Below are 19,734 nucleotides of genomic sequence, written 5' to 3'. Positions count from 1 at the left end.
ATCATCACTCGGGTCGGCTCACCCCATTTGCCGTGAGTCGACACCCCTCAGCCCGAGGAGGCCCCCGTGCCCGTCAGCGCATTGGACCAGCACCTCAAGGGGTACTGCCGCAAGTCGGCACGCCCCGGAGTCGACCTGTCCGGCGGTGATCCGGCCGGTCAACCGGCCACCGCCGACGTCCTCGTCTGCGATGGAATGGAGGTGGGCCGATGACCACCTTCGGTTTCGCGCACCGTCCGACGGGCCTCACCGGTCCGGCGGCGCGGGTCCCGGTGAACGAGCGCGGGGCCGCCCACGCTCCGCAGAGCACGACGGGCAACCTGGCCAGCCGAGGTGAGAGCACCACGCGCCGGTACGGCAACCGACCACACCCGAACGAACCACCACACCGACCAGCGGCGCCCGGGGCCAACGCGATGCCGGCCGGCGGCGGGGTGGCCACCCCGAGCCGACCGACCATGCCGGCCCAGGCCCGGCGCAGCGGCGGTGACACCCCGGTGGCCGACCTGCCGACGGCCGAGACGGCGGTGATCCCCGCGGTGACCGCCCCGGTGGACACCTCCACCGGGTACCCGAGTCGCCCGGATCCCTCCGATCCGGCCACGGAGGTGTGGGCCCTGGTGGAACGGGCCCAGGCCGGGGAGGCCGAGGCCTTCGGGTTGATCTACGACCGCTATGTCGACACCGTCTTCCGCTTTGTCTACTTCCGGGTCGGCAACCGGCAACTCGCCGAGGACCTCACCTCGGACACCTTCCTGCGGGCCCTCAAGCGCATCGGCAGCTTCACCTGGCAGGGCCGTGACCTGGGAGCCTGGCTGGTCACCATCGCCCGCAACCTGGTCGCCGACCACTTCAAGTCGGGTCGGTACCGGTTGGAGGTGACCACCGGTGACGTGCTCGACGCCGACCGGGAGGATCGTGGCCCGGAGGGCAGCCCGGAGGCGGCCGTGGTGGAACACATCACCAATGTCGCCCTGCTGACCGCCGTCAAACGGCTCAACCCCGAGCAGCAGGAGTGCATAGTGCTGCGCTTCCTCCAGGGGTTCTCGGTGGCCGAGACGGCTCGGGCGATGGGCAAGAACGAGGGGGCGATCAAGGCCCTCCAGTACCGTGCGGTCCGCGCGCTGGCCCGGCTGCTGCCGGACGGTTTCCAGGCGTGACCGGCCCGGCGCAGACCGGCCGGCCACCCGGCCGACGCCGGTCCCGACCGGGGACTCACCGCCATCACTTTGGGTGATTTCCGACTCCGGCCGGCCCGTAACCCCACCCCGGCACGGCGCGTTTCTCCGGGTGCGACCGGTGACAGCCTGGCCTCGGGCTACGGACGACGGGCAACGACGCCGGCGAGTTCGCCGTGATGTCACGCGCTCATCGGTCGCTGGTGGCGATCGCGGCCGACCGGCCGCGCCCAGCGAGAGGAGGTGCCGCGGTGGACGACACCCTCTTCTCCCGACGGCGCGCCGAGCGCTTCGCGCAGCTACTCGACGAAGCGAACGGTGGCCGACGCCATCACGTCCGCTCCCGACTCGACGACCAGCTGACGCCCCTGGTGGGGCTGGGTCGGCAGTTGAGCGCCGACCCGCCGACGCCCGAGGTGGATCCGGATTTCCGGACCGGCCTGCGGGCCATGTTGGTGGCCACCGCCGAGCGCGAGGGCATCACCGCCCCGGCCGAGAAGGTCAGCACCAACCGGGCCCTGCTACCGGCCGTCACCGCACGTCGGGCTCGCGCCCGGGGTGCCATCCTGGTCGGCATCGCGGCCGGTGCCATCGCGGTCTCCGGCATCTCCGCCGCCAGCGAGAACGCCGTGCCCGGCGACGCACTGTACGGCATGAAGCGCAGCACCGAGCGGGCCCAGCTCGCGCTGGCCAGCTCCGAGATCAGCCGGGGGCAGCTCTTCCTGGACTTCGCCCGGACCCGGCTGGCCGAAGCCTCCGCCCTGGAGGGCAGCCGGTCCGGTTACCGCGCGGTGCTGGATGACATGGACGCCGACACCCGGCAGGGCGTACGCCTGTTGACCGAGGCCGCGGCGCAGCGCTCCGATCCGGCGGCGCTGGACGCGGTGGACGCCTTCCTGGTCCGGCAGCGACGGGCCCTCAACGCCCTGCTGGACAACGGGTCCCGTGCCGACCGGGAGCGGACCGCCCGGTCCCTGCTGCTGTTGGCTTCAGTGACCGAACGCGCCGAGGCCCTGCGTACCACGATCGCCTGCGGCCAGCCGGTCGGCACCGGCAGCGACAGCCTGGGCCCCCTGCCCGGCACCTGCGCCTGAACAGTGTGTGACACCTCCCGGCCGGGCGACTCCCCCGGTCGGCACCGCGACCGGCGGTTACCCTCGCGGAAGGGCAGCAGAGATCCGGACGAGGTGAGGGGGCGTCGGTGGCGCGCAACCGGAAGGTGACCGTCAGCACGGATGTGCACGGGCACACCACAGGTTGGGCCGAGACCGAGCCGGCTCCCCCGGTAGCGCCGGACCCACGGGCCGCAGCCTTCTTCGACGTGGACAACACGATGATGCAGGGCGCCTCGATCTACTGGTTCGCCCGCGGTCTGGCCGCCCGCAACTACTTCACCACGGCGGATCTGGCCCGGTTCGCCTGGCAACAGCTCCGCTTCCGGCTGCTGGCCCGCGAGCACGCCGGGGACATGTCACAGGCCAAGGAGGCCGCCCTGGCCTTCATCGAGGGCTGGCGGGTCGAGGAGATCGAACGCCTGGCGGAGGAGATCTTCGACGAGCTGATGGCCCCCCGGATCTGGGCGGGGACCCGGCGGCTGGCGCAGGGTCACCTGGACGTTGGTGAACGGGTCTGGCTGGTCAGCGCCGCCCCGGTGGAGATCGGCCGGGTGATCGCCACCCGACTGAACCTGACCGGGGCGATCGGGACGGTCGCCGAGGTGGTCGACGGGGCGTACACCGGCAGGTTGGTCGGTGACCTGATGCACGGGCCGGTCAAGGCCGAGGCGGTCACCGCCCTGGCGGCCGTGGAAGGGCTGGACCTCAGCCTCTGCAGCGCCTACAGCGACTCGGCCAACGATCTGCCGATGCTGTCGGCGGTGGGCCGGGCGGTAGCGGTCAATCCGGATACCGCCCTGCTGCGTCAGGCACGCCAGCGCGGTTGGGAGGTACGCGACTTCCGCACCGGCCGCCGGGCCGTCAAGATCGCTGTGCCCTCCACGGCCGCTGCCGGGCTGGTGGCCGGAGCGGTCACGGCCGGCATGGCGTTGCAGCGCCGTCGCCGTGGCGAGCGCAGCCCCGGGGAACGGCGCCCCGTCCGCTGACCCTGGTCGGCGGCTAGGGGCCGAAGGGGTCCGGGCGGCGTTCGAGGAGTTCGTGCAGGGTCTGCTGGATGGTCTCGCGTACCTGGTCGGCGAGGTTGAACACGACCAGGGGGTCGTCCGCGGAGTCGACCAGGTGTGCGGTGGGGATCGGCGGGCAGAACTCGATCAGCCACTTGCTCGGCAGCGGCACCATGCCCAGCGGTCCCAGCCAGGGGAAGGTCGGGGTCACCGGGAAGTAGGGCAGCTTCAGCAGCCGGGCCAAAGGCTTCAGGTCGGCGAGCATCGGGTAGATCTCCTCGCCACCGACGATCGCCACCGGGATGATCGGGGTGCCGGTACGCAGGGCCGCCGAGACGAAACCCCCTCGGCCGAAGCGTTGCAGCTTGTAACGCTCCGCGTACAGCTTGCCGATGCCCTTGAAGCCCTCCGGGAAGACCCCCACCAGTTCACCGCCGCGCAGCAGCCGTTCGGCGTCCGGGTTGCAGGCCATGGTGCCCCCGGTCTTGCGGGCGATCTCGGAGACCACCGGCATCCGGAAGACCAGGTCGGCACCAAGCAGCCGCAGGTAGCGGTGGGCGGGGTGCTCGTGGTGCAGGGCGGTGGAGAGGATCAGGGCGTCCAACGCCACCGTGCCGGAGTGGTTGCCGACCACCAGGCCCGCCCCCTCGGCGGGGATGTGCTCCAGGCCGGTGACCTCGGTACGGAACCAGTCCCGGTAGAGCCGACGCAGCAGCGGATGGAAGACCGCCTCGGTCAACTCCGGATCGAAGCCGAACTCGTCCACCTCGTAGTCGCCGGCCAGCCGCCGACGCAGGAAGGCCAGTCCGCCCGCGATCCGCCGGTCCCAGAGGTCCCCGGGGCTCTCCGGCACCGCCGGCTGCCGGGGCGCCGGGTGGTGCCCGTTGTGCCGGGCAGGGTCGACCGCCGGGGAGGGGTTGTCCGGGCGCGTTTCGTCGTCGCTGCGCATCTCCAACTCGCTCACTGCTGCTCCCGCACGGCCGCACGCACCCGCCGGATCTGTTCCAGCACGAGTTGCTCGGCGGCGGCCAGTTGCTCGCGCGTCACCACGGACCGCCCGTGGTGGGCCCGGATGAAGTCGTCGAAGGCGGCCGCGGTGGATCGGGGGGTGAAGCCGTACTCCCGCTCCAGGCGGGTGGTGTCCACCACCCGGCCGTGCACGAGCAGGTCCACCTGGTCCAGGCCGTAGCGACCCAGCCCCATGGTCCGGGCCAGGGCTGCGGCCCCGGACAGGCCCGGTTCCAGGATCGGCACGGCCAGCCGGCCGGCCCGGCGGATCGCCTGGGACATCGCGAGCACCCCCGGACCGGCGACGTTGTACGTGCCCGGGTGCTCCTCGGTCACCGAGCGGTGAATCACCTCAAGGGCGTCGTCGAAGTGCAGGAACTGCAACCGGGCGTCCCGGCCGAGGATGGTGGGCACCACCGGCAGCGAGAAGTAGCGGGTCAGGGTGGTGTCGGCCGTCGACCCGATGAACGGGGCGAACCGCAGCACCGTGGCGGTGACATCGGGCCGCCGTCGCCGGAAGCCACGCACGTAGCCCTCGATGTCGAGGATGTCCCGGCCGAAGCCGCCACGCGGCACCTCACGGGGCTCGGTCTCCTCGGTGAAGACCGCCGGGTCCCGGAAGGAGGCCCCGTACGCCGCGGTTGAGGACCGGACCACGAGCTTGCGTAGCCGGGGTGCCCGCTGGCAGGCGGCGAGCAGCTGCATGGTGCCGATGACGTTCTGTTCCTTCATCGCCGACCGGCCGCCCTGCTGGTGATCCGGGGCGCTGACCAGGGCCAGATGCACCACCGTGTCGACATCCAGGTCGGCGAGGAGTCCACCCACCGAACCCGCGTCCACCCGGATCCGCTCCACCTGCTCCAGCAGGCCGGCGACCTCCGGACTCGGGTCGGGCAGGTCGATGCCGATGACCCGCTCGATGCGGGGGTCGGCAGCCAGCCGGGCGGCGACATGGGCACCGAGGTATCGGCTGACCCCGGTCACGACGACGACCCCCGGGAGGCTCGATGAGCCACCGGGGGTCATGTCTCGCACCTACCCCGGCGGCTGGGACCGAGCCGGGACAGCCACGGCCTGATCACCTGAGCCTCCGAGGGTCGACAGTTGGCAAGCGGCGAAGGCCGGGCAGCGCCCGGCATCCGTCACTTGCCGAGACGGCGACGCTGGACGCGGGTCTTGCGCAGCAGCTTGCGGTGCTTCTTCTTAGCCATGCGCTTGCGGCGCTTCTTGACCACCGAGCCCATACGAAAGCCTTTCGATGCAACATGCGGCGCGACCGGAAGACGCCACGAACCGGTGACGTCGGCGACCGCTTACGGACAACGGACCGGACCGGCGGGGTGGGCGGCGGGCGCACCAACGGTCACGATCGCTGTCCAGCGTAGCGGGACCACGTCATCCGGACCAACGCGCCCCCGGTCGATGCCGGTTACCGGGCCCTGTCCGGACGGTCTGACACCCGGATCAGGCGGTCTCCTGGAAGGCGCCACGGAGGTACTCGTGCACGGCGTGCTCCGGCACCCGGAACGACCTGCCGACCCGCACAGCGGCCAACTCACCGCTGTGCACGAGACGGTAGACCGTCATCTTCGACACTCGCATGACGGTCGCCACCTCGGCGACGGTCAGGAACTTGACATCCGACAGCCGACCGTCGGACGGTGACCCGGCCATGGCTCACCCGACCCATCCCATGCCCTGCGCGTGCCGCCCCACGGGTCCTCCCGCGCGGCCGGCGACGCGCGTGTTACCAGTACGGTAGCGGGACGGCTGTGACCGGCGCGATCCCTTCCTGCAACTGATCACGATCCGGAACCGGATGGTCGGTGGAAAACCCCTGGTCGGGTGGCGTGTGCCCGAATTGCCGACGGTGATCATCTTCGGCCACGGCGGGTTCACTCGGCCCGCAGGGCGACCACCGGGTCCAGGCGGCCGGCCCGTTGGGCGGGTACCACCCCGAAGATGATCCCCACCGCCGCCGAGACGCCGAAGGCCAGCGCCAACGACCACCAGGTGACCGCCGCCGGGATCGGCGAGACGGCGGCCACCAGCAGGGCTCCCCCCACCCCCAGGGCCATTCCGGTGAGCCCGCCGATCGAGGTGAGCAGCACCGCCTCCAGCAGGAACTGCACCCCGATGTCCCGAGGGCGGGCGCCGACCGCCTTGCGCAGGCCGATCTCCCGGGTCCGTTCGCGTACCGAGACGAGCATGATGTTGGAGACCCCCACCCCGCCGACCAGCAGCGAGATGCCGGCGATGGCGGCCAGCACCCCGGTCAGGATGCCCAGGATGTCGCCGAGGACGCCGAGGATCTGCTCCTGGGTGACGGCACTGAACTCCGTACCCGGGTGCCGGCCGTTCAACTCGGTCACGATCCGCTGGCCGAGTTCCTCGATCCGGTCCCGGTCGGGTGCCCGCACCGCGATCGCGTCCACCCGCTGGGTGCCGTACAGCCGCTGGGCGGCGGTCACCGGGATGTGCACCTCGTCGTCCCGGTCCACGCCGAGGCTCTGCCCGAGCGGGGTGAACACCCCGATCACCCGGAACCGCACCCCGGCCAGGTTCACCTGCTGCCCGACGGCCTCCCGGTCGGGGAAGAGGATCCGGGCGACGGAGTCACCCAGAACGGCGACCCGGCGGCCGGTGTCCACGTCGGATCGGGTCAGGTAGCGACCCCGGGCCAGGTCCCGGGCGAAGACCGTCGGGGTGGTCTCCAGCACTCCCTGCACGGTGGTGAAATCCTGCCGGCCACCGGCCCGGACAGTGGCCCCGGAGGCCACCGTCACGGCCACCCGGGAAGGGTCGCCGACCACCCGGCCGACGGCCTCCGCGTCCTGCAGGGTCAGCGGGGAGACCGCCGGGGCCGAGCCCACGTCCAGCCGCCCCGGTACGACCAGCAGCAGGTTCGAGCCCAACCCCTCGACCTGCTGTTCGACGGTCTGTTTGGTGCCGGTGCCGATCGCCACCAGCAGCACCACGGAGGCGACCCCGATGATCACCCCTAGCATGGTCAGCAGGCTGCGCATCCGGTTGGCCCGCAGCGCGTCCGCCGCCACCCGCCACGCCTCGGCCAGCCTCACGAGGCGCCCCCACCCGAGGCGGCGACACCGGGAGTGCCGGCCACGGCGCTGTCGGCTACGACGACGCCGTCGCGCATGGTGATCCGGCGGCGGGCCCGGGCGGCCACCTCCGAGTCGTGGGTGACCATCACCAACGCCACCCCGGACTCGGCGTTCAGCCGCTCCAGCAGTTCCAGTACGGCGGCCCCGGTGGTGCTGTCCAGGTTGCCGGTCGGCTCGTCGGCCAGCAGCACGGTCGGGTCGGTGACCAGGGCACGGGCGATCGCCACCCGCTGCTGCTCGCCGCCGGAGAGCTGGTTGGGACGGTGGTCCAGGCGGTGCCCCAGGCCGACCCGTTCCAGCATGGCCGCGGCCCGCGCCCGCCGCTGACGGGCGCTGACCCCCCGGTACACCAGCGGCAGGGCCACGTTGTCCACCGCGGTGGTACGCGGCAGCAGGTGGAAGGCCTGGAAGACGAAGCCGATGGTCTCGTTGCGCAGCCGGGCCAGCTCGGGGGCGGAGAGGGTCCCCACCTCCCGCCCACCGATCACCAGTCGCCCTCCGGTCGGCCGGTCCAGGCCCCCGAGCAGATGCATCAGGGTGGACTTCCCGGACCCGGAGGGCCCGATCAACGCCACGTAGTCACCGGACGCCACGGTCAGGGTCACCCCCCGCAGGGCCGGTACGGACACCCCGTCGAGCTGGTACGTCCGGGACACCTCTACCGCCTCGATGGCGGGGTTCACCCGACCTCCTGGCCGTCGCGCACCTGGTCGGTGCCGCGCACCACCACCCGGTCACCGGGCTGCACCCCGTCGACGATCTGCACCAGATCCTGACCCTGCACCCCTACCGTGACCGAGGCCCGTCCCACCCGGCCCTCGCGTACCACCCAGACGGTGTCCCGGCCGTCGGCGGAGAAGATCGCGGAGGCGGGTACGGTCACCGCGTCGCTGGCCTCGCGGACCTGCAACCGCAGCACCGCGTTCATCCCGGGGCGGGGGGTCGGTGCCGGTTCGGCCTCACCGAACTGACCCGCCCCCAGAGAGAGCCGGACCCGGTAACTGACCCCGCCCCGGGCCGAGGTGCTGGGCAGCACGTCGATTGAGCGGACGGTGGCCGGGTAGCTGGCACCGGGGACGGCGTCCAACTCGACCGTGCCGGTGAGACCGGCCTGGACCAGCAGCACGTCGGTCTCGTCCACCTCGGCCAGCAGCCCCAGTTCGCCGGTGTCCACCACGGTCAGCACCGGGGTTCCGGCGGTCACCCGACCGCCGACCGGGACGGCCGTGTCCACCCCGGCGGGCGGACCGGCCGCCGGGGCACCCAGCGCGCTCGGTTCGAGGCCGGGCGGCAGGGCTCCCCCGCCGCCGAGCAGCCCCGCCAGGGCGCTGGCGGAGGCGTCCCCGGAGCTGACCCCGCCGGGCTGGACCACCCCGGCGATCGGTGCCCGCAGGGTCAGCGCGTCCACGGTCGCCTTGGCCAGGTCGTACGCCTGCTGGGCCTGGAGGCGTTGGGCGGTGGCCAGGGCCCCGACTGCGGAGTTGAGACTGCGTACCCCGCGCTGCACCTCACGTACCGCCTGGTCGGCGGCGCGCGCGGCGGCGGCGTACTGCCGCTGCGCGGACTCGACCTGCGCTAGCAGTGCCTTGCGCAGCTTCGGGTCGCTGATCTTGCCGGCGGCGGCGCGGGCGGCGGCGTGTGCCTTCGCGGCGGCCCGGTCGGTGCCCCGCAGGGATCCGACCAGGTTGCCGCCGCCACCCCCACCGGCCCGCTTGGCGGCATCCAGCGCCTTCCGGGCCTGCTTCAGGCGCTCCCGGGCCGAGGGTGAGTCGATCACGGCCAGCACCTGGCCGCGCCTGACCCGCTGTCCCGGCTCCACCCGGAGGCTGCGCAGGGTGCCGTCGGCCGGAGCGGTCAGGGTGGCCGCCGCCCGGGCGACGACCGTGGCCGGGGCGTCGATCTCCTCCGCCACCGCTGCCCGTACGGCCGAGGCCAGCGCGATCGGTGCCTCGTCCTCGCCGCAGGAGGCGGCGCTGGTGAGGGTCAGCACGGTGACGGCTAGCAGGGCGGTGTACAGGCGGGGCCGCGTGGCTGCGAGCAGCCGCGGCGAGTCGTGGCGGCGCACCGGCCCATGCTACGAGCCCCGGCGGACCGGTCGACGACCCGCCATGCCGTCAGTCCAGGTCGGTGCCGCCCGGCCAGGCGGAGAAGGCCACATCGAGGGCCGTGATCATCTGCTCGAAGGAGCGGTCGACCTCCCGGGGCAGGCCGAAGTCACCGGCCGCCTCCAGGGCCACGAAGCCGTGTACGGCGGCCCGGAACATGCGTACCCCGTCGACCGCGCTGTCGCCCTCGATGCCGTACCCGCGCAGGATGGCGTAGACCACCCCGACCGCCCGCTCACCGGCGGCCACATGCGCCGGATCGGCCGGATCCGGCACCCGCTGGGCCATCGGGTAGCGGCCGGGATGCCGTCGGGCGTACGACCGGTAGGCGGTGGCCACGGCCCGCAGGGCCTCCTCCCGGCTGCGCCCGGCGGCGGCCGTGGTCATCTCCTCGGCGAGTTCGGCCGTGGCCAGGGCGGCGAGCTTCTGCGCCAACGCCTCGGCGCCCTTGATGTGCTTGTAGAGGCTGGGCAGGGCGACCCCGAGCCGACCGGCCAGCGCGGCCAGGGTGAGCTGCTGGTAGCCGACCTCGTCGGCCAGCAGGGCCGCCTCACGCACCACGATCTGCGGGTTGAGCCCGACCCTAGGCACGATCGGTCACCGCCATGAAGGTGGTCAGTTCGGCGGCCATCGCCTCAGGACGGTCGGCGTGCGGGTAGTGCCCGGCGTCGGTGATCATCCGGGCCTCGGCCAGGGGGAAGAGGCGCCGGGCGGCCCGGGCCTCGGCACCGGGGTCGGGGAAGTCCGGGTCCTTCGTGCCCATCAGCACCAGCACCGGTTGACGCACCTGCGTAGCGAGGGTGGTCCAGTGTGGCGCGACCGGGGCGGCCACCTCACGGACCGGCAGCATCCGGCCGGGCCGCCGCAGCGCGGTCACCAGGTTCTTGCGGTACTGCGCGTCGTCGGCCGGGCGATGGACCGGGAACAGGGTGCGGTGGAACATGCCGAACAGCCGGGGACTGCGGACCACCGCCCACACCCCCAACCGCATGACGGGGTTGAGCTTCGGCTGCGTCACGAAGGCGCCGACCAGCACGATCCCGTTGACCAGGGCCGGTTCCTCGGCGGCGGCGAAGACCACCGCGGCGGCGCTGGAGGAGTTGCCGACCAGGGTGGCCGGCCCGCCGCCGAGTTCCCGGACCACCGCCAGCAGATCGCCGCCCACCTCGGCCGGGGCGTAGCTGGCCCACCCGATGGTGGAGTCCCCGTGGCCGCGTACGTCGACCGAGGCCACCCGGTATCCGGCCGCCACCAGCAGGGGAATCAGGTGCCGGTAGGAGTGGCGGTTCTCCCCCATGCCGTGCGAGAGCACCACCAAGGGCCCCTGACCGTGCACCTCGTAGGCGATCCGTCCGTCGCCACGCTTCGCGAAGCTAGTGTTCATAGCCCTTAGGCTAATTCCATTAGCCAACCGACGTCAAGACGGGACCACGGCAGGGTCCGGTGGAACCTGCCGAGGCCGTTCGGATGGGTGGGTGGTTACTTGCGGGAGGTCAGGGCGCGGGCGAAGAAGGCCAGGTTGGCGGGACGCTCGGCCAGCCGGCGCATCAGGTAGCCGTACCAGTCGTCGCCGTACGGCACATAGGTGCGCACGATGTAGCCCTCGCCGACCAGCCGGTCCTGCTCCTCGGGCCGGATGCCGTACAGCATCTGGAACTCGAAACGGTCCGGCGCCCGGTCGAACCAGCGGGCCCGGTCCTCACCGATGGCGATCAGTCGGGGGTCGTGGGTGGCCAGCATGGGATAGCCGTCGCCTGACATCAGGATGTTCATGCACCGCACGTAGGACTTGTCCACCTCGCGGGCCGACTGGTAGGCCACCGACTCGGGCTCCTTGTAGGCCCCCTTGCACAACCGCACCCGGGACCCGGCGGCGGCCAGGTCACGACAGTCCGACTCGGTACGCCGCAGGTAGGCCTGGAGCACCGCCCCGGTCGAGGGGTAGTCCTTGCGCAGCTTGGCCAGGATGTCGAGAGTCGAGTCCGTGGTGGTGTGGTCCTCCATGTCCAGGGTGACCGTGGTCCGCGCGGCCTCGGCGGCGGCGCAGATCGCCCGGGCGTTGTCGTAGGCCAACTGCTCGTCGAAGGCCTGACCGAGCGCGGAGAGCTTGACACTCACCTCGGCCGCGGGGGTCAGCCCCTCCTCGGCCAACCGTCCCAGCAGGGCGAGGTACTCGTCGCGTACGGCGATGGCCTGCTCGGGGTTGAGAGTGTCTTCGCCGAGGTGGTCCAGGGTGACCGCAAGGCCACCGTTGACGAGTTCGCGGGTCACGCGCAACGCGTCGGCGGTCTGCGCACCGGCGACGAACCGGCGCACGACGTCCCGGGAGAACGGGGCCGTCGCGACGAGCCGCTCGACCCGGGATGACCGGGAGGCGGCGAGAATCACGGAACGGAGCATGAGCCGAGGGTATCGCCCACCCGGCCCCAAGATTGCGCCCCCAGCCCACCCCGCCCGCGTTGTAGGGAAGGGCCCCCTTTCAACACTTCGAGGAGAGAGGGGGAAGCCTTCCATCCGCCTTTGAACCCCAGCCCGGGGCGGCGAGCCTGGCGTTCATCGGTTACAACGATGGCGTGAAACAACTCCCCCGACGCCGCCTCCGCTCCGCCTCGGTGCAACTCGGCGCCCTCACCGCCCTGGCCCTCACTCTCTCCGGCTGCAACATGACCTCCGACGACGATGACGACTGCGCGATGGGCCCGGGTGGGGGTGGCGACACCGTGGCGATGGCCGTGCGTACCCCCTCACCCGGCGCCGAGATCGGGGTCGGGCGCCCGGTGACGGAGCCGGTGGCCTCGGCCGTGCCGGAGCGCGGGGGCTTCGGCTCCCACCAGGCCTCCTGCGGGGGCTGAGATGCGCCGCGTAGAGGTCAGCCCGCGTCCCGACTGGGACAGCACCATCCGGGAGCAGGGTCTGGTGTATGTGGACACCGAACTGCCCGACGGCGAGGTGATGTCGTACTGGGACGAGACCGCCGCCTACGCCTTCGACCTGGACGAGGTGCTGCGGTTGGAGGAGGCCACCGAGGAGTTGCACCGGATGTCGGTGGCCGCCGCCGAGCATGTGGTGGCCCGCAACCGGTACGCCGAGTTCGGCATTCCCAGGTGGGCGGCCGAGGCGGTGGCCCGATCCCTGCGGGAGTCCCCGCCGACCCTCTACGGCCGGTTCGACCTCTGGTACGACGGCAGTTGGCCGCCGAAGATGCTGGAGTACAACGCCGACACCCCCACCGCCCTGGTCGAGGCGAGCATCATCCAGTGGTTCTGGCTGGAGCACACCCGGCCGGAGCTGGACCAGTGGAACAGCCTGCACGAGCGACTGGTCGGGGCCTGGGCCAAGATCGGTGCCGGGTTGCACGATCGCCGGGTGCATGTGGTCTGGTCGAACGAGGAGGAGTCCGGCGAGGACCACATGACCGCCGGCTACCTGGCCGAGACCGCCCGCCAGGCCGGGCTGGAGGTCACCCTGCTGCCGATCCAGCAGATCGGTTGGGACGGCCGTCGCTTCATCGACCGGACCGACCAGCCAATCACGACCTGCTTCAAGCTGTACCCCTGGGAGTGGATGCTCGCCGAGCCGTACGGCCCACTGGCCCTGGAACCGGGCACCCCTACCACCTGGATCGAGCCGGCCTGGAAGCTGCTGCTGTCGAACAAGGCGCTGCTGGCGGTGCTCTGGGAGCTGTACCCCGGCCATGAGCTGCTGCTGCCGGCCTACCTCGACTCACCGCGCGGAATGTCGGAGTACGTGGCCAAGCCGCTGCTGGGCCGGGAGGGTGCGGCGGTACGCATCGTCACCCCCACCGGGGAGTTCAACAATCCGGGTGACTACGGCGACGAGGGTTTCTGCTACCAGGAGTTCCGGGCCCTGCCGGAATTCGCCGGGAATCGGCTGGTCCTGGGGAGCTGGACGGTCGACGGTGAGTCGGCCGGGGTGGGGCTGCGGGAGAGCGTGAGTCTGATCACTGACGGCTATGCGCGATTCCTGCCGCACTACATCGACGCGCCGCGCGGCGGATGAGTGGACTACCTTTGGAGGGGTGAACTTCGACGCGTACGCCCGGACCGGAGTTGACCTTGTCAACGCCCACCTGGACGGCCTCGACGACCTACGGGCTATTTTTCCGGACGACAACGCCTGGATGCGAGACGAGGTCGTGGAGCGCGACCTGGCGGTCTTCCGGCGGGTGCAGAAGCGGTTGCGCGACGTCTTCGAGTACGGCACCTCCGGGCGCGATGCCGAGGCGGTGGCCGAGTTGAACTCGCTGCTGGAGGCGTTCCCGGTGCAGCCGCGCATCTCCGGCCACGACTCCAGCGACTGGCACATGCATGTGACCAGCCGGGGCTCCTCGGTCAGCTCGGAATTCCTCGCCGGTGCGGTGTGGGGGCTGTCGGTATGGCTCTGCGAGTACGGTAGCGCCCGTTTCGGTGTCTGTGCGGACGACCGCTGCGGCAACGTCTACCTGGACACCTCGTCGAACTGCTGCCGCCGGTTCTGCTCGGAGCGGTGCGCCACCCGCTCCCACGTGGCCGCGCATCGGGCCCGCAAGCGGGCGGCCGTGCCGACCCAGACCGACCCGCTGACCCCGGTGTCCTGACCGCCGCTCAGGCCTCGACCGGGGTGGCGCTGAGGTGCTCGCGGGCGAAGGCCAGGGACTGACGCAGGTCCGCCTCGCGGTCCTGCCGGCTCTTCGCGCCCCGGGTGGTGACCTCGACCGCCACCGAGCCGGTGAAACCCCGCCCGGCCAGGGACCGCAGCAGTTCGGCGCAGGGTTGACCGCCCCGGCCGGGTACCAGGTGCTCGTCCCGGCCCTCCCCGGTGCCGTCACCCAGATGCACATGGGCCAGGCCCGAGCCCATCCGGTCGGCCATCCCCAGGGCGTCCGTGTGCGAGGCGGCGCAGTGCGACAGATCCAGGGTGTACGAGGCGTAGCCGACCGTGGTCGGATCCCAGCCGGGGGCGTACGGCACGAACTGCCGGCCGGCCATCCGGACCGGGTACATGTTCTCCACCGCGATGTGGATCCCGCCGAACTCCCCGGCCACCTCGTCCAACCCGTCGGCGAAGGTGCGGGCGTAGTCCCGCTGCCAGGTGAAGGGCGGGTGCACCACCACGGTCGGGGCCTGGAGCGTCTCGGCCAGGATGGCCGAGCGGCGCAGCCGCTCCCAGGGGTCCGGGCTCCAGACCCGCTGGGTCACCAGCAGGCAGGGGGCGTGCACGGAGAGCACCGGCACCCCGTAGTGCTCGGCCAGCCCCCGTAGCGCCCCGACGTCCTGGCTGACGGCGTCGGTCCAGACCATCACCTCGATCCCGTCGTAGCCGAGTTCGGCGGCCAGTTGGAAGGCCGCCGCGGTGCGTTCAGGGAAGACCGAGGACGTGGACAGGAGTACGGGAACTCGGGAGGTCACACCACCGAGGGTAGCCGCCATCGATTGCACCAATGCGACGAGAACTCAGCAATGCGGTCAAACCGGCCGAGGAATGTCACTCTGGCGCCAACCGATCCAGTCGATCGAGGATCACACCCTCACGCAGCGCCCACGGGCAGATGTCCAGGGAGTCGACACCCAGGCGGCGCAGCACCGAGTCGGCGACCACCGCACCGGCCAGCAACTGGTGCGCCCTAGCGGCGCTGACCCCCTCCAGCTCGGCCAACTGGGCGGGGGCGATGTGCCGGATGAAGCCGAGCACCTGGCGCAGCCCGGCGCGGGTCAGTCGGCGACGGGTCCAGATGCCGGCGCTGCTGGGGGCGGCCCCGGCCAACCGGGCCAGGGTACGGAAGGTCTTGGAGGTCGCCACCGGGCGTTCCCAGCCCACCTCGGCCATCCGCTCGGCCACGGGTTCCAGCAGGCTCTCCACGTACTCCCGAAGCTCGTCGACCGCCTGGGGTCCCGGCGGTGCCGGGCTCTGCGGATCCACCGCCAGCCGGTCCCGGGTCAGCCGGCCCGCCCCCAGCGGCAGGGAGACCGCCTGGTCGGGGTACTCGTCGGCACCGGCCGCGATCTCCAGCGAGCCACCCCCGATGTCCAGCACCAGCAGCCGACCGGCCGACCAACCGAACCACCGGCGCACCGCCAGGAAGGTCATCCGGGCCTCGTCGGCCCCCGGCAGCACCTCCAGGCGTACGCCGGTGGTCTCCTGGACCCGGGCGAGCACCTCGGCGCCGTTGGTGGCGTCGCGCACCGCGGAGGTGGCGAAGGCGAGCAGTTCGTCGACCTTCAGCGCGGTGGCCGAGGCCCTGGCCGCGCCGACCGCCTCGACCAGGGCGTCCACGCCGGCCGGGGGCAGGGCACCGTCCGGCCCCAACTGCTCGGCCAGCCGCAGCACCGCCTTCTCGGAATGCGCCGGCCAGGGATGCCCACCCCGCTGGGCGTCGACCACCAGCAGGTGCACCGTGTTGGAACCGACGTCCAGGACACCCAGTCGCATGGGCACGACCCTAGGGCAATCCGTTCGCGGCACTGCCCGGCCCACCCGGCCCACCCCGCGTACGCTGGGCCGGGTGACAGGGCAGATCGAACTCCGCGTGCTGGTGGACGACCCGGCGGACCCGCGCAGCCGTGAGGTGCCGCTGGACTTCCCCCGGGAGTGGATCGAATTCGTCGACCCGGCGGACGAGCGGCACCTGGTGCGCGCCGATCTCACCTGGTTGCTCTCCCGCTGGACATGCATCTTCGGTCAGGGCTGCCACGGCATCATCGCCGGGCGGGCCGCCGACGGCTGCTGCTCGCACGGGGCCTTCTTCACCGACTCCGACGACGAGAAGCGGGTCCGGGCGGCGGTCAAGCGGCTGACCCCGGCCACCTGGCAGCACTTCCGTCGGGGGTTCAAGAACTGGACCGAGAACGACACCGTGGACGGCAAGAACCCGGCCCGGCGGACGGCCACCCGGGACGCCGAGGGGCCCTGTGTCTTCCTCAACGACGCGGACTTCCCGGCCGGTGGCGGCTGCGCCCTGCACGCCCAGGCGCTGCGCGACGGGGTGCATCCGCTGGAGTACAAGCCGGACGTGTGCTGGCAGTTGCCGATCCGCCGGGATCAGGACTGGGTCACCCGGCCGGACAACACCAAGGTGCTGGTCTCCACCCTCGCCGAGTTCGACCGGCGGGGCTGGGGCGCCGGCGGTCACGACCTCGACTGGTGGTGCACCTCCTCCACGGACGCGCACGTCGGGGCGGAGCCGATGTACCTGTCGTACGGCCCGGAGTTGACCGCCCTCATCGGCGCCCCCGCGTACGCGAAGCTGGCCGAGCTGTGCGCTACCCGGCTGCGGCAGGGTCTGACCGCTCCGCACCCCGCCGACCCGGCCTGACCGCGACGAATCAGGGCTCGAACTTGTAGCCGAGACCCCGCACGGTGACGATGTGCCGTGGCGAGGAGGGCTCCGGTTCGATCTTGGAGCGCAGGCGCTTGACATGCACGTCCAGGGTCTTGGTGTCGCCCACGTAGTCGGCGCCCCAGACCCGGTCGATGAGCTGGCCCCGGGTGAGCACCCGCCCGGCGTTGCGCAGCAGCAGCTCCAGCAGCTCGAACTCCTTCAGCGGCAACTGCACGGCCGCCCCGGCGACCGTGACGACGTGCCGCTCGATGTCCATTCGGACCGGCCCGGCGGCCAGGGTGGCGGAGCCCGACTCCACGGTCTCCACGCTCTGCCGGCGCAGCACCGCCCGGATCCGGGCCACCAGCTCCCGGGGGGAGTACGGCTTGGTGACGTAGTCGTCGGCCCCGATCTCCAGGCCCACCACCTTGTCGATCTCACTGTCCCGGGCGGTGACCATGATGATCGGCACGTGCGAGCGCTGGCGTAGCTGACGGCAGACCTCGGTACCGGACATCTCGGGCAGCATCAGGTCGAGCAGCACGATGTCGGCGCCGCTGCGGTCGAACTCGGTCAGGGCCGCGGTGCCCGTGGCGGCCACGGAGACCTCGAAGCCCTCTTTGCGGAGCATGTACGACAGGGCGTCGGAGAACGACTCCTCGTCCTCGACCACCAGTACCCGGCTCAACGGCCTTTCCTCTCCATTCGTACTCAACTCTGCGGGACCTCGGCCGGACCGGGCTCGATACCCGGCAGGGCGGACAGCAGATCCTCCGGGGGACGGGCGGGCAGCCGGAGGGTGAAGGTGGACCCACCACCCAGGGTGCTCGTCACCTCGACCCGTCCGCCATGGTTGCTGGCGATGTGCTTGACGATCGCCAACCCGAGCCCGGTGCCGCCGGTGGCGCGGGAACGGGCCTGGTCGGCCCGGTAGAAGCGTTCGAAGACCCGGTCCACCTCGTTGGGGGCGATGCCGATGCCCTGGTCGGTGACGGCGATCTCGACATGATCGGCGGTGGCCCGGGCGGTGACCAGGACGGTGGTGTCCGCGCTCGAGTAGTTGACCGCGTTCTCCACCAGATTCGCCACCGCCGTGGCCAACTGGCTGTCGCTGCCGTACACCGTCAGCCCACGCTGCCCCTCTACCGCCACGGTGATCCGGCGGGCGGTGGCCGCGGTCCGGGTGCGGTCTATCACCTCGGAGATCACCCAGTCCACCGCGACCGGTTCCGGGGCGGGCTGCGGTTCGGCGCCCTGCAACCGGGTCAGCTCCAGCAACTCCTGCACCAGCCGGCCCAGTCGGGTCGACTCGTGCTGGATCCGTTCGGCGAAGCGACGCGCGGCGACCAGGTCCTCGGAGCGGTCCGGCGGCCCGACGCTGGCCGGCTCGGTGGCGTCCAGCAGGGCCTCGGCCAGGAGTTGCAGCGCGCCGATCGGCGTCTTCAACTCGTGGCTGACGTTGGCCACGAAGTCCCGGCGGACCCGGGCCAGGCGGTGGGACTCGGTGACGTCGACCGCCTCCACGGCCACATGGCCGTTGCCCAGCCCCATCGCCCGCAGGTGCACCCCCAGCGGGTTCTCCTTGTCGCGGCCACGGGGCAGGTCGAGCTCGATCTCGCGACGCACCCCGGTGCGGCGGACCTGCCCGGCCAGGGTACGGACCAACGGGTGCGCGATGACCGAACCCGGCTGGGCCCCGGTACGCAACAGCCCCAACGCCCGGGCTGCGGGGTTGACCAGCACCGGCAGGTCCTCGGCGTCGAGCACCACGACCCCCGCACGCAGCGAGTCGATCGCTCGTCGGCCCAGACCGACCTGCACATCCTCGACGATCGTGTCCCTCCCCTTACCGAACCGGAGCCGGCCCCACCCCCGGCGGGGGGAGCCGCCCGGACCAGGCGCCTCGGGCAGCAGTCCGGACAGCCAGAGCCCGACGACAACTCCGGCTGCCAGCGCCCCGGCCACTGCCGCCGTCACTGCCCACATCACTCGGTGATCGTAGGGTCAATGCTGACCCGACTACCGGGCGAAAACGGGCGAAGCACGCTCACTTCCGGGAAAGTTCACCTTCGCGCCCGGCTCAGTTCACCGGCGTTCACCTCCGGGCCTTCCAGCGGCCCTAACTTGGGCGCCGACCTGCGCAAAAGCATCGTCGGCCGAGACCGGCCGGCACCGACGAACGACAGGACGTGAGCATGCGCGACGAGTTCCGGGCCGAACTGCAAGCCGTCAGCCATCTGCTGGTGGAGATGGCCGAGGGTGTCCGGGCGGCGCTACGACAGGCGACCCGGGCCCTGCTCGCCGCCGACCGGCGGGCCGCCGAGACCGTCATCGAGCAGGACGCCCAGATCGACGAGTTGTACCGGCAGGTGGAGGAGCGGGTCTGTGACCTGCTGGCCCGGCAGGCCCCGGTCGCCTCCGACCTGCGGGCCATGATCACCGCCCTGCATGTGGCCGCCGACCTGGAGCGGATGGGCGACCTGGCCGACCATGTGGCCAAGACCGCCCTGCGCCGCCACCCCTCCCCCGCCGTGCCGGCGGAACTGCGGCCGGTCTTCACCGACATGGCGACCATCGCCGACCGGATGGCGGAGAAGATCGCAGGGGTGCTGGCCCACCCGGACGCCGACCTGGCCGCCGAACTGGACAGCGACGACGACGCGATGGACGAGCTGCACAGGGGCCTGTTCGGGGTGCTGCTCGGCGCGGACTGGCCGTACGGGGTGGAGACCGCCATCGACGCCACCCTGCTGGGCCGCTTCTACGAACGGTTCGCCGACCACGCGGTCAACAGCGCGGAACACGTCGTCTACCTGATCACCGGCAAACCCGCCTGAACTGCAAGGAAGGGCCCCCTGTTAACGCCTCGCGTATAGCAGGGGGC

The 19,734-nt window shown here is 71.8% G+C and carries 22 protein-coding genes and 1 pseudogene; 9 read left to right on the top strand and 14 right to left on the bottom strand.

Features of this window, described 5'->3' with window-relative positions; translation table 11 throughout:
* The first annotated feature begins 66 nt into the window (after positions 1 to 66).
* The 4 genes from ABZ795_RS13105 to ABZ795_RS13090 all read left to right on the top strand — a co-directional run bounded on the left by ABZ795_RS13105 (position 67) and on the right by ABZ795_RS13090 (position 3,279).
* Complete coding sequence (locus ABZ795_RS13105; RefSeq protein WP_327023945.1) at positions 67 to 213, top strand: hypothetical protein; 147 nt, start codon at positions 67 to 69, stop codon at positions 211 to 213.
* A complete protein-coding gene (locus ABZ795_RS13100) occupies positions 210 to 1,160 on the top strand; it encodes an ECF subfamily RNA polymerase sigma factor, BldN family (RefSeq protein WP_327023944.1) in 951 nt (316 codons plus the stop codon). The genes ABZ795_RS13105 and ABZ795_RS13100 overlap by 4 nt, the downstream gene beginning before the upstream one ends.
* A 269-nt stretch (positions 1,161 to 1,429) precedes the next feature.
* Positions 1,430 to 2,272, top strand: a complete 843-nt coding sequence (locus tag ABZ795_RS13095; RefSeq protein ID WP_327023943.1) for a DUF5667 domain-containing protein — start codon at positions 1,430 to 1,432, stop codon at positions 2,270 to 2,272.
* Positions 2,273 to 2,379: 107 nt separating this feature from the next.
* Complete coding sequence (locus ABZ795_RS13090) at positions 2,380 to 3,279, top strand: HAD-IB family hydrolase (RefSeq protein WP_357530444.1); 900 nt, start codon at positions 2,380 to 2,382, stop codon at positions 3,277 to 3,279.
* Positions 3,280 to 3,292: 13 nt separating this feature from the next.
* On the opposite strand, the gene ABZ795_RS13085 is transcribed toward ABZ795_RS13090, so the two are convergent.
* The 10 genes and pseudogenes from ABZ795_RS13085 to ABZ795_RS13040 form a co-directional block, all read right to left on the bottom strand.
* Positions 3,293 to 4,261 (bottom strand): lysophospholipid acyltransferase family protein, encoded by a 969-nt coding sequence (locus tag ABZ795_RS13085; RefSeq protein WP_327023941.1) that lies wholly within the window; start codon positions 4,259 to 4,261, stop codon positions 3,293 to 3,295.
* Positions 4,258 to 5,331 carry an NAD-dependent epimerase/dehydratase family protein gene (locus ABZ795_RS13080; protein WP_357530443.1) on the bottom strand — a complete coding sequence of 358 codons (1,074 nt, stop codon included), beginning with the start codon at positions 5,329 to 5,331 and terminating at the stop codon, positions 4,258 to 4,260. The genes ABZ795_RS13085 and ABZ795_RS13080 overlap by 4 nt, the downstream gene beginning before the upstream one ends.
* A 116-nt stretch (positions 5,332 to 5,447) precedes the next feature.
* A complete protein-coding gene (locus ABZ795_RS13075) occupies positions 5,448 to 5,549 on the bottom strand; it encodes an AURKAIP1/COX24 domain-containing protein (RefSeq protein WP_007465623.1) in 102 nt (33 codons plus the stop codon).
* 220 nt (positions 5,550 to 5,769) lie between these two features.
* Positions 5,770 to 5,979, bottom strand: coding sequence for a helix-turn-helix domain-containing protein (locus tag ABZ795_RS13070; protein WP_013736082.1), 210 nt, complete (start codon positions 5,977 to 5,979; stop codon positions 5,770 to 5,772).
* A 221-nt stretch (positions 5,980 to 6,200) separates the two neighbouring features.
* Positions 6,201 to 7,385, bottom strand: a complete 1,185-nt coding sequence (locus ABZ795_RS13065) for an ABC transporter permease (protein WP_327023939.1) — start codon at positions 7,383 to 7,385, stop codon at positions 6,201 to 6,203.
* A 16-nt stretch (positions 7,386 to 7,401) separates the two neighbouring features.
* A pseudogene (locus ABZ795_RS13060) lies at positions 7,402 to 8,110 on the bottom strand (ABC transporter ATP-binding protein); the annotation flags it as partial.
* Positions 8,107 to 9,492 carry an efflux RND transporter periplasmic adaptor subunit gene (locus tag ABZ795_RS13055; RefSeq protein WP_357530442.1) on the bottom strand — a complete coding sequence of 462 codons (1,386 nt, stop codon included), beginning with the start codon at positions 9,490 to 9,492 and terminating at the stop codon, positions 8,107 to 8,109. The gene ABZ795_RS13055 and the pseudogene ABZ795_RS13060, both read right to left, overlap by 4 nt.
* Positions 9,493 to 9,541: 49 nt before the next feature.
* Entirely contained in the window at positions 9,542 to 10,123 is a 582-nt protein-coding gene (locus ABZ795_RS13050) for a WHG domain-containing protein (RefSeq protein ID WP_327023936.1), read from the bottom strand.
* Positions 10,116 to 10,916: an alpha/beta hydrolase gene (locus ABZ795_RS13045; RefSeq protein ID WP_357530441.1), complete on the bottom strand. Its 801-nt coding sequence runs from the start codon at positions 10,914 to 10,916 to the stop codon at positions 10,116 to 10,118. Before ABZ795_RS13045 ends, ABZ795_RS13050 begins: the two co-directional genes overlap by 8 nt.
* A 95-nt stretch (positions 10,917 to 11,011) precedes the next feature.
* On the bottom strand, positions 11,012 to 11,932 hold the full coding sequence (locus ABZ795_RS13040; RefSeq protein ID WP_327023934.1) for a proline dehydrogenase family protein: 921 nt from the start codon (positions 11,930 to 11,932) through the stop codon (positions 11,012 to 11,014).
* A gap of 173 nt (positions 11,933 to 12,105) precedes the next feature.
* Between ABZ795_RS13040 and ABZ795_RS13035 the strand changes: the two genes are divergently transcribed.
* From ABZ795_RS13035 to ABZ795_RS13025, 3 genes are read left to right on the top strand one after another with little or no spacing between them, the layout of a single operon-like run.
* Positions 12,106 to 12,384, top strand: a complete 279-nt coding sequence (locus ABZ795_RS13035) for a hypothetical protein (protein ID WP_327023933.1) — start codon at positions 12,106 to 12,108, stop codon at positions 12,382 to 12,384.
* Position 12,385: 1 nt separating this feature from the next.
* Entirely contained in the window at positions 12,386 to 13,552 is a 1,167-nt protein-coding gene (locus ABZ795_RS13030; protein ID WP_357530440.1) for a glutathionylspermidine synthase family protein, read from the top strand.
* Between the two features lie 19 nt (positions 13,553 to 13,571).
* Positions 13,572 to 14,129, top strand: coding sequence for a CGNR zinc finger domain-containing protein (locus ABZ795_RS13025; RefSeq protein ID WP_357530439.1), 558 nt, complete (start codon positions 13,572 to 13,574; stop codon positions 14,127 to 14,129).
* 7 nt (positions 14,130 to 14,136) lie between these two features.
* Here the strand turns inward: ABZ795_RS13025 and ABZ795_RS13020 are convergent, their stop codons facing one another.
* The gene (locus ABZ795_RS13020; RefSeq protein WP_357530438.1) at positions 14,137 to 14,940 is read right to left on the bottom strand and encodes a sugar phosphate isomerase/epimerase; all 804 of its coding nucleotides are present in this window, start codon (positions 14,938 to 14,940) and stop codon (positions 14,137 to 14,139) included.
* 76 nt (positions 14,941 to 15,016) lie between these two features.
* Entirely contained in the window at positions 15,017 to 15,961 is a 945-nt protein-coding gene (locus ABZ795_RS13015; RefSeq protein WP_357530437.1) for a Ppx/GppA phosphatase family protein, read from the bottom strand.
* 73 nt (positions 15,962 to 16,034) lie between these two features.
* On the opposite strand from ABZ795_RS13015, the gene ABZ795_RS13010 reads away from it, so the two are divergent.
* Entirely contained in the window at positions 16,035 to 16,844 is an 810-nt protein-coding gene (locus ABZ795_RS13010) for a hypothetical protein (RefSeq protein WP_327023928.1), read from the top strand.
* A 10-nt stretch (positions 16,845 to 16,854) separates the two neighbouring features.
* On the opposite strand, the gene ABZ795_RS13005 is transcribed toward ABZ795_RS13010, so the two are convergent.
* Positions 16,855 to 17,538, bottom strand: coding sequence for a response regulator transcription factor (locus tag ABZ795_RS13005; protein WP_357530436.1), 684 nt, complete (start codon positions 17,536 to 17,538; stop codon positions 16,855 to 16,857).
* Between the two features lie 23 nt (positions 17,539 to 17,561).
* Positions 17,562 to 18,836 carry an ATP-binding protein gene (locus ABZ795_RS13000; RefSeq protein WP_357530482.1) on the bottom strand — a complete coding sequence of 425 codons (1,275 nt, stop codon included), beginning with the start codon at positions 18,834 to 18,836 and terminating at the stop codon, positions 17,562 to 17,564.
* 209 nt (positions 18,837 to 19,045) lie between these two features.
* Between ABZ795_RS13000 and phoU the strand changes: the two genes are divergently transcribed.
* Positions 19,046 to 19,687, top strand: a complete 642-nt coding sequence (gene phoU / locus ABZ795_RS12995) for a phosphate signaling complex protein PhoU (protein ID WP_327023926.1) — start codon at positions 19,046 to 19,048, stop codon at positions 19,685 to 19,687.
* The last annotated feature ends 47 nt before the right edge of the window (positions 19,688 to 19,734 follow it).

Source organism: Micromonospora sp. NPDC047134 (assembly GCF_040643455.1).
Classification (GTDB): Bacteria; Actinomycetota; Actinomycetes; order Mycobacteriales; family Micromonosporaceae; genus Micromonospora.
The sequence above is the reverse complement of the archived record's forward strand: the minus strand, read 5'-3'. Positions and strand labels throughout refer to the sequence as shown.

Excerpts from the sequence above, each read along its gene's own strand:
- ABZ795_RS13100 (WP_327023944.1), top strand. The coding sequence starts at position 210 with ATGACCACCTTCGGTTTCGCGCACCGTCCGACGGGCCTCACCGGTCCG.
- ABZ795_RS13080 (WP_357530443.1), bottom strand. The coding sequence starts at position 5,331 with ATGACCCCCGGTGGCTCATCGAGCCTCCCGGGGGTCGTCGTCGTGACC.
- ABZ795_RS13075 (WP_007465623.1), bottom strand. The coding sequence starts at position 5,549 with ATGGGCTCGGTGGTCAAGAAGCGCCGCAAGCGCATGGCTAAGAAGAAG.
- ABZ795_RS13070 (WP_013736082.1), bottom strand. The coding sequence starts at position 5,979 with ATGGCCGGGTCACCGTCCGACGGTCGGCTGTCGGATGTCAAGTTCCTG.
- ABZ795_RS13045 (WP_357530441.1), bottom strand. The coding sequence starts at position 10,916 with ATGAACACTAGCTTCGCGAAGCGTGGCGACGGACGGATCGCCTACGAG.
- ABZ795_RS13040 (WP_327023934.1), bottom strand. The coding sequence starts at position 11,932 with ATGCTCCGTTCCGTGATTCTCGCCGCCTCCCGGTCATCCCGGGTCGAG.
- ABZ795_RS13030 (WP_357530440.1), top strand. The coding sequence starts at position 12,386 with ATGCGCCGCGTAGAGGTCAGCCCGCGTCCCGACTGGGACAGCACCATC.
- ABZ795_RS13015 (WP_357530437.1), bottom strand. The coding sequence starts at position 15,961 with ATGCGACTGGGTGTCCTGGACGTCGGTTCCAACACGGTGCACCTGCTG.
- ABZ795_RS13000 (WP_357530482.1), bottom strand. The coding sequence starts at position 18,836 with ATGTGGGCAGTGACGGCGGCAGTGGCCGGGGCGCTGGCAGCCGGAGTT.
- phoU (WP_327023926.1), top strand. The coding sequence starts at position 19,046 with ATGCGCGACGAGTTCCGGGCCGAACTGCAAGCCGTCAGCCATCTGCTG.